Raw genomic sequence first — 6468 nt, 5'->3', positions numbered from 1 at the left:
CTAGGTAGCCGCGAGCGCGCGAAATCACCGCCTCGACCACTGTGTCCAGGACGGGATCGCCGCCGGCAGGCATGGTTTCGACCTCGGCCTTGGCGGCGATTGCATGGTGCGTCACGGCATGAGCAATCTCGGAGACGCGCCGGATCGTCTGCGCTGGAGAGAGTTTGCAGTCGATGGCGAAGCGCTCCCAGTGGTTGCGTCCGAGCTGGTCAGCCTGCTTCTGCCCGCCGATCTTTTGCGCCATGTTGCGGGTGATCTTCGGATATGGCGCCGCACAGACGATGTCGTAACTTGGCGCCATGGCGGCGCCGCGCGCCGATAGCATCAGTGAGTAATTTTTGGCATGGGAATCAGTGTTCCAAACCATCGGATTGAAGATGGCAAGATCGACGAAGCGGGCGGTCTCCTGTGCTGTCATCTGGCGCTGGGTCACGCCGATCATGTCGGCCAATGACGGTCCTTTTAGGCCTCTATCGTTGTTCTGGTACTTGGCAGTTGGCGGTCGGCTCAGGGCCTGGCAGAAATCCTCCTGATGCAGCCGCCGCCACCTCTTGCCGTCATGACGACGGTCATAGCGCTCAATCAGCAGGTAGCTACGTTCGCCTGCCGTCCCCGTCGTCACCTTCGGCGTCGGGATTCCGATCATGCGCGCGAGCGTCAGACAGAATGCCTCATTCTGGACGGCGCCAGCCAAGCGCTCGCCATCAGGCTTGATGATGTGGGTCGATGGCGCGCCGTCGATCGGTATGTACAGGGTGTCGCCGTCCAGAGCGACCGCGAGCTTCGTCTGCACACCGGCAAGCGACATCGACACGCCATCTTCGCCGACGAGGAAAGGCTTGTGGGGTAGCTCATTAAGGATGCGCTCGAGCGAAGCCTTGTCGGGGATCTCTCGCCATTTGCCGGCGATCAGCCCGGTGCCAGGTTGTCCGACGGAGAGCGCGCCGGCGGTATCGCGGCCCATCTCGGCAAGAAGACCAATGACATCGGCCGGCGACTTGCCGAGCATATGACCTACGGTCCCGAGGGTTGCGTTCTCCGGCAGCAGATTTGCCGCCCATACCAGAATTGCCGAAGCATCATGCGAGGCCCGCGAGAGCGGCATGGTGAGCGACACAGGGAAGGCGCCGGTCAGCCCGCGCCAGGATTCGGCATAGGTGAAGCCTGACGCTTCGTCGGCGACCGTGATCCAACCGACCTCTCGCGTCTCAAAGTAGACCGGAAGACGGTCCATGAGGCTCCTCCTCGTCGCTGTCGGGAATGTCTGGTGTCGCGGAAGTGTTCGCGCGGCGCACTTGCGCATCCTTGAGAACATCCTCGATGCGCAGCCCGAGAACGTTTGCCACGTGCAGGCTGCGCCCGAGCTGACAGGTGCTTTTTCCTGCCTCGAGGTCGACAATGAAGCGCTTTCCTGTCCCGCTCACCATGGCCAGCTCGTCCTGCCGGAGGCCCTGGCGTTTGCGTTCTTCCTGGATGAGGCGACCGAATGCTGCAGCGAATTCGGCGGCTTGGCGCGCGACACCGGTCTCGCCCGGCTCGTTTCTGCCCTTTGAAGGCGTGTTCATAGTTCTCTCGACGTAAGTTACCGATCGGGAAATTTACGGGTCGAGACAGTAAATGTCCATAGAAAAGTTACCGATCGGGAATTTTTGTGCAATGCTCTTGAGAGAAACACAAGTTACCGAACGGGAACTTTGGTTCCAAGCGAGTATGAGCGGGGCCGCCAAAGTTACCGAACGGGAATTCTGCTCCAAATACCAACTGGGTTCATGAAGAGGAGATCGACGATGACCGGCGAGGAAATCCCAAGTAATCTCCGTCGAGCGATCTTAGCGGTTCGCTCGGTGCCGGCGCTGCCGGCGGCGCAAGATCAAGCTCCGGGCGCCTGACCGAACGCGATCAAGCCGCGCACGAGCCAGGCGATCTTCGTGACGTGCGCTAACGCCGATCCGGACCGGTCTTTGTGTCTCGCCGTCATGCTCGTCGATGAAGCCGCCTTCATTACGGAAGCCGAGCTTGATGACGCCTTCATCACCGATGACGATCTGCTGCAAGCGCAAAAACTCAGTCTCATCGAGCGGCCCCGGTCCTGCTCGCCGATGACCTTGCCCGAGCGCTGGATGGTAAGCGGCAAAGAGACCTTTCAATTACCCATAATTGTTGCCTCGATTGGGGCTCCAAGTTCGATGTCGTTCAGCCGCGATAGTCCGCGCCAGATCACGGTGTTTCCTGCGGGCGGATCGTTGGCTCGGGCCAAGTATCCTCCGAGCCGCGCGATCTTGACGACATAGTGCGAAAGCGTGCTTCGTCGAGAGCAATCACCAGCCCTGTCTTTCACCAAATGATCAAGAAGCCTGATTTCGGGATCTGTCAGCGCCATTTGCGGTACGGCATTCGGCGAGGAGCGATTGAGCATCGTCATCCAGAAGACGCGCCAACTCACAATGCAGAAGACCGCGATCAGATTGACCAGGCGCTCAGCGGTTCGCAATTTTGAGTCCTCTGCTTTGCAGCCCGATTGAGGATCTTATGGAAGACTTCGATCTTCCACCTCAAGGCGTACCATTCGATCTTATTGATGGCGTCCTTGCGCGATTGGACCGGGAGATCGGTGAGGAGCTTCCACTCGATTTTCTTTCGCCGTTTCGGCCTTCCTCGCTCTTGAGCATGGATCACGGTCAGAGTGAGTGCGGGATATTTCGTCTGTTTGCCAATCGGCGGCAGGACGCGTATCTTGCGGTACCTGATCTCAAGAACGGCGTCGTCGGGATCGCCTTTGTCGTCCTTGACCTTGATCCGATGTAGACCCTTGATCGTAACCTCGTCCATTTCGTCGGCAATTGTATGATTGCCGTCGCCGGCAAGCCGATCAACACAGGTTCGCACCAGGAAATGCGTTCCGGCCTCCTCGGCCAGGCAAAACAGCTCATAGATGTCGCTCTCGCGATCACCAATATGAACGCATCGTCCAGGGGCAGCGAGAAGGTCGGTCGATTGCCGTAAATTCTCGAGCCAGCGGATGCTTTCCTTCTGCTCGATCGGCACCCGTGTCGGATTGATCTTTCGCTTCAGCGCCGTCGTCCCCTTGAACTTCTTGCGGGTCCAGAACTTGATTGCCGACAGTCCGAGCGGAAGCCCCTCGGTCGTCACGGCGAGACTCGAATGCATCAGGATGCCGCACTGCGTGCGTCCTCCCGTCTTGCCCGTAAAGCCGATCAGATCCGGCTTCTCGCGCTTGAAGCTGAATTCCGTCGTGTCATGGAGGACGAGGATCGGTCCCTCCGTCGCCGCTACGCGCCCGCGCGTCGCCTCGAAATGACCGCAAAGAATATCCGCCTCGTTGACCCGTTCGTTGGAGAAGAAGCGATAGGCGGCCTTCGTGTTGGCCCAATCCTGACAAACCAGCGGGATGCTTTGACCCATGTCGCTCCCGATTTGTGCGAGCAATTTGCAGAACCGGCGACCAAGCCGCTCATCCTTAAACTCGCATCCCGCAACTTCCCGATCAACCCACGTCTCGATACCGGTCGTCAATCGCTGAGCACGCGCCCCCGCGCGTTCCTTCACCAAGCCCATCGAGCACCCCGCGCTTCCGAATCAGGTGCTCAACAACGAATCACAACAGATTCTACCGATTCAAGATTTCGCCCGCGGCGCCTCGCTCAAATCCAACGTCAAATGTGGATAATTGAAAGCAAAGAGACCCCATCTGGGGGATTGGATGAGCGATCGGCTATTGGCTATTGCTGCGGAGTCTGTGAGCCGATCTGAGCTTCTATGTCTGCGCCTCGTTCTGAAACTAGACGTTCTATATGATTTAAGCTGTCGCCGAGCGTCTTGAGGGGGTGCCGCGAAACTTCGCCGACACCGCGTCGGACGAGTTCAAAGCGCAAGTTGTGGCAGAGGCGCAGGAGGCTGGCGCGAGTGAATCGGGATTCCCCCTCGCAGCTCTTCGCCTGGCGTCGCGATGCTCGGACCGAACGAACTTGCTTGTCGTGGCCTTCCAGTCGCAAAGCCGCGGTGGCGTGCATGTCAGAGGCTGTGATCGGGATTGCCATTGACGAGGTGGTCTGCGCGCCGGCAGATGTGATAGGTGAGATGGCCGGGCTTTCTCTTACCGCGTGCCAACGACGGTTGAAGAGTCCGCGCTCGGAGGGCATCATCTCGGCCGACGTGTCGGCGCCTTTGGCAAATTATCCGCTCGTCATGTTGTGTTTGGGAAGCCGGAAAACCCGCAAACCGGTATCGGCGTCGCGGACCAAGTTCCCTTAGCGTGCTTATAAACGAACGCTCTGCTCTGAACGCTCTCAAGGATCGTGAGAATTAAAAAATTCTTTGTGGCGGTTAACTCGCTCAGGGCCTGGCGGGGCCCAGGTTGAAAGACAAGCGAAGCTTTGGCGCGCAGCGGATCCTGCTTCCATTCGTCGAGGTCATACGAGATCATCGATCCCGCCGTGAAGCGATTGTCCTCGGACGGCGCCCAGTCCTCGTCAAGTTTCACAAGCAGACGGCCGCACGCGAGCGTGACGATTTCGGCCTTCTTCGGCAGATTGAGCTTGACGGGCCCATCGGGGCGGAAGACCACATAGGCGGACTCGAAAGTGTTGATTGCACGGACCGCGCCGGTCGCATGAATCTGACCCGCGCTGTACGAAGCACGAGCGGCTGCGTCTCAGCGTCGGTGGGCTCGCCGCGAAAGATCTCGCGAGCCTCACTGAGCGACTGAGCGCGTTTGAGCTCCTTCACCACAAAGGGGTAGCCGGCTTGCGTCAAAGTCCCCTCACCCCAGTCCCGTACAACAAGGAGCGTGTCACCATCGACCCAGCTGACGTCCTGCTTGCCCTCTGGGAGATAAAAGCCGCTCGCAACGAAGGTCTTCGCGGTGCGATCGAACTCTTGTATCGACACGGCATCCTTGCCGCCATTGGAAAGACTAATTTGGCAGAGGCGCTGTTCAGGCGGAAGACAACTGGCACCTCGAAAGACCCAAGTTTCTGTTCTCGGCGACGGCCAAGGCGTCTACGTCGAGGATGGTCTCCCACTTTGGATCTTGGTTACGAGCGCTCTCGCGCGTGGTGCGCCGCCAGACGCCGCGCACCTGGTTCTCGTCTTGCCAGAAATGCTCCAAACCGCGCTCCTCCAATGGAATATCTGCGATCCGATGCTTGGATTGCAGCATGGAGAGCGCCTGTTCCTAAAACTGCCGATAGCGAGGATCTGACTGGAGCACCCCGAGCGTCTTCTCGTTCTCGGCGCGAGCCCAAGTCAACGCGCTTGGGCCTTCGATCTCCTCGAGCCAACGGAATGGATCATCAGTCAGTGCCGCATCGGTTCGCTCTTGTGAAAGAGTAGTGGAGATGAAGCAGGCAATCGAAATCAGCGTGGCCACGAGGAGTGATGTCTTCACGGATTTGCTCCGGCTGAGGTCGAGCGGCCACGCTCGCGGGCCGCGAAGCGTCAAGCAGAAGCGGAAAGCACGCAAGCGCGCGACATAGCGCGGCTTGCGCTATGTCGCGGGCACCACTGCAAGCTGCGTGTCGGCTAGGAGTCGCAAGTTTCGGCCGTTCGGAGATCAGCGGTCCTGGGGCGCAGATGAAGCACATTCGTCAGCTTGCGGAGGGGGTCATGTATCGCATCATGGAGGCTCAGCACGAGCTGATCTTATCGGCAGCGTGATGCAACGTGGGGACTTGCATCTTGATCACGCCCCCCGAGCAGGAGCGATCAACGTCCGGCCCCTTAAATTGAATGCTATGGAGCAGGTCGGAAAAAACCCTTCGGCCGCTCGCGGAGCCAAGCTGACCGATGCGGTGATGACGATGGCACCATTACCCTTGCTGGGTTAGCCCAAACTCCTTCGAACCTAAAGCGACGCTGCCCAGGCCCATAGGCTTATTCGAGGGATAACTATCCCTCGGCAAAGCCAGGGGCTTTAGGATTGGGGCCGCTCAACGGTCCTCGTGGGGTGCTGATGCGCACCCGATTTTGTTGGCTGCCTAGGCGCGTCCTTAGCGCCACATGATCTGGCATCAAACGCCCCGCCTTGAGCCCGCATTCCTTCTGCATGGCAATCTAGGGAACACATCGCAAGAGGCTGCCATTTTTGATCTAGTCTGTTTGGGCCAGACAGTCTCGCTACTGACGCATTGCGCCAGAATTGGTAGGCGCTGGGCGCTCGGATTCGGCGTATTCATTGCGAGTTGAGTGCGCGGCTTGCGCCTAACGCCATAGTTGGTATGGACCTTGGCGGCAACGAGGTTGAGGTCATTCCTTTTCTATAAGTCGCCTGACAATTCAGCGACTGTTCGTGATGCGAGCTGGCATGCTTCCGCTATGGATTCCGTCAAATGAGCCTCAGCCGCCCTTCCACGAGGGAGAAGGATGACTCCGCTCCTCGAGTCGACCTCGCGAGGCTCCGCCACACGGGTCGTTCTTGTTGGCAGGGATCGGGCCGGCCGCTGGGTCGCA

Annotated in this window: 7 protein-coding genes; 1 reads left to right on the top strand and 6 read right to left on the bottom strand. The window is 59.0% G+C overall.

The annotated features are described in order from the left end of the window. Both XF30_RS11320 and XF30_RS11315 read right to left on the bottom strand, forming a co-directional pair. Nucleotides 1-1234 (bottom strand): type II toxin-antitoxin system HipA family toxin (locus XF30_RS11320; protein ID WP_109142728.1); only part of this gene is annotated, 1234 nt, incomplete at its 3' end. Beyond that, the gene (locus tag XF30_RS11315) at nt 1209-1565 is read right to left on the bottom strand and encodes a helix-turn-helix domain-containing protein (RefSeq protein WP_109142727.1); all 357 of its coding nucleotides are present in this window, start codon (nt 1563-1565) and stop codon (nt 1209-1211) included. The genes XF30_RS11320 and XF30_RS11315, both read right to left, overlap by 26 nt. Before the next feature lie 396 nt (nt 1566-1961). On the opposite strand from XF30_RS11315, the gene XF30_RS39205 reads away from it, so the two are divergent. Continuing rightward, nucleotides 1962-2291: a hypothetical protein gene (locus XF30_RS39205; protein ID WP_244608918.1), complete on the top strand. Its 330-nt coding sequence runs from the start codon at nt 1962-1964 to the stop codon at nt 2289-2291. A gap of 169 nt (nt 2292-2460) precedes the next feature. Here XF30_RS39205 and XF30_RS11305 read toward each other — a convergent pair whose 3' ends face one another. The 4 genes from XF30_RS11305 to XF30_RS39185 form a co-directional block, all read right to left on the bottom strand. Then, nucleotides 2461-3576 carry an IS4 family transposase gene (locus tag XF30_RS11305; protein WP_244608917.1) on the bottom strand — a complete coding sequence of 372 codons (1116 nt, stop codon included), beginning with the start codon at nt 3574-3576 and terminating at the stop codon, nt 2461-2463. A gap of 628 nt (nt 3577-4204) precedes the next feature. Continuing rightward, nucleotides 4205-4585 (bottom strand): hypothetical protein, encoded by a 381-nt coding sequence (locus XF30_RS39195; protein ID WP_244609125.1) that lies wholly within the window; start codon nt 4583-4585, stop codon nt 4205-4207. Nucleotides 4586-4954: 369 nt separating this feature from the next. Further along, nucleotides 4955-5179, bottom strand: a complete 225-nt coding sequence (locus XF30_RS39190; RefSeq protein ID WP_244608916.1) for a hypothetical protein — start codon at nt 5177-5179, stop codon at nt 4955-4957. A 15-nt stretch (nt 5180-5194) separates the two neighbouring features. Beyond that, nucleotides 5195-5407 carry a hypothetical protein gene (locus tag XF30_RS39185; protein WP_244608915.1) on the bottom strand — a complete coding sequence of 71 codons (213 nt, stop codon included), beginning with the start codon at nt 5405-5407 and terminating at the stop codon, nt 5195-5197. Nucleotides 5408-6468 lie beyond the last annotated feature (1061 nt).

Origin of the sequence: Bradyrhizobium sp. SUTN9-2, from assembly GCF_003122645.1 — a bacterium.
GTDB classification, from domain to species: Bacteria; Pseudomonadota; Alphaproteobacteria; order Rhizobiales; family Xanthobacteraceae; genus Bradyrhizobium; species Bradyrhizobium yuanmingense.
Note: the sequence above shows the minus strand (reverse complement) of the source record. Positions and strands in the feature narration are given on the sequence as shown.